This window comes from Pseudomonas sp. A-R-19 (assembly GCF_019956575.1).
Lineage (GTDB): Bacteria > Pseudomonadota > Gammaproteobacteria > Pseudomonadales > Pseudomonadaceae > Aquipseudomonas.
Genome location: NZ_JAHBDR010000025.1, coordinates 1 through 1,427 on the forward strand (window position 1 = coordinate 1; position 1,427 = coordinate 1,427).

Annotated in this window: 1 protein-coding gene; it reads left to right on the forward strand. The window is 56.1% G+C overall.

Annotation, left to right across the window (positions count from 1 at the left end; genetic code table 11):
- Positions 1-85: 85 nt before the first annotated feature.
- A complete protein-coding gene (locus tag KGA88_RS01885; RefSeq protein ID WP_223588471.1) occupies positions 86-1,417 on the forward strand; it encodes an IS4 family transposase in 1,332 nt (443 codons plus the stop codon).
- The last annotated feature ends 10 nt before the right edge of the window (positions 1,418-1,427 follow it).

Consider the following 1,427-nt stretch of genomic DNA (forward strand, 5'->3'; position numbering starts at 1 on the left):
TAATGCCGATCAGTTAAGCCTTCTCGCTTGACCTTTGGCCGCAAGAAATCAAAATCCGATGCCTGTACTGGCATCGGATTTTTTTATGCGTCTCGCTCGGGCACTGGAACTGACCCACAACATCGCCTCCACTCCCAATTCAATCGAGGGACTGGATTCTTTACTCGATCCTTCTTTGGTTGAGCAGGCCCTTGAACAGGCCGGTGTGGCGACCCTGCGCAAGCGGCGTTTGCCGCTGGAAATGATGCTCTGGTGCGTGATTTCCATGGCGTTCTTTCGACGCATGTCGGCATGGGATGTGGTCAGCCGCATGAACATCATGCTGCCGGGCCAACGTCCGTTGGTGGCACCCAGCGCTGTGGTTCAAGCCCGTCAGCGGTTGGGCTGCGAGGCTGTCCGACAGGTCTTCCATCTGACTCAGAAAAGTTGGCATGAGGCTGTGGATCACCCAACTTGGGCAGGCTTGCGTTTGCTGGGCGTCGACGGTGTGGTCTGGCGAACACCGGATACCCCGGAAAATCGGGCGCGCTACGACTCGGCCAGCAATCAGCATGGCGACACTGGTTTTCCTCAGGTGCGCATGGTCTGCCAAATGGAATTGACCAGCCACATGCTGATCGGCAGCGCGTTTGATGGCTACCGCAGCAACGAAATGAAGCTGGCAGAACAACTGATCGACACCACGCCCGATCACTCGTTGACGCTGTTCGATCGCGGCTTTTACTCCTTGGGTTTGCTGCACCAATGGCAGCAAGCAGGCACCGAGCGGCATTGGCTGATGCCACTGAAAAAAGGCACGCAGTACGAAGTGGTTCAGCGTTTGGGGCGCCAGGATGCGGTTGTCTTGTTAAGTACTTCGCCGCAAGCCCGCAAACAATGGCCGGGGCTGCCCGAGCGCCTGACTGCGCGACTCCTGAGCAAAACCGTCAAGGGCAAGGTTTGTCAGATCCTGACGTCGATGGCCGACCCGCTGCGCTTCCCGTCCGACGAAATCGTCGACCTGTACAGCCAGCGCTGGGAGATCGAATTAGGGTTTCGAGAGATGAAACAGACTCTGCTCAACAGCAGCTATACGCTGCGTAGCAAGACACCCGAGATGATCGAGCAGGAACTGTGGGGTGTGTTGCTGGGCTACAACTTGTTGCGCTATCAGATGGTGGAAATGAGTCGTCACTGTCCAGGTATTTACCCGTGTGAAATGAGCTTTAGCGCGTGTACCTGGGCGATTTTAGGGTTTATCAATAGTGTCTCGGCCGACCGTTCCGGGAACATCCCCAAGTACCTGGCCGAGCTTCATGCCTCAGCCCCGCACTATGTCCTGCCTCATCGGCGAGAGGAGCGTATTTATCCTCGCGCCATCCGGCTCAAATCACCGAAGTATCCGATCAGAAATAAAAATGCCAGTCAGCTTAACTGACTGGCATTAC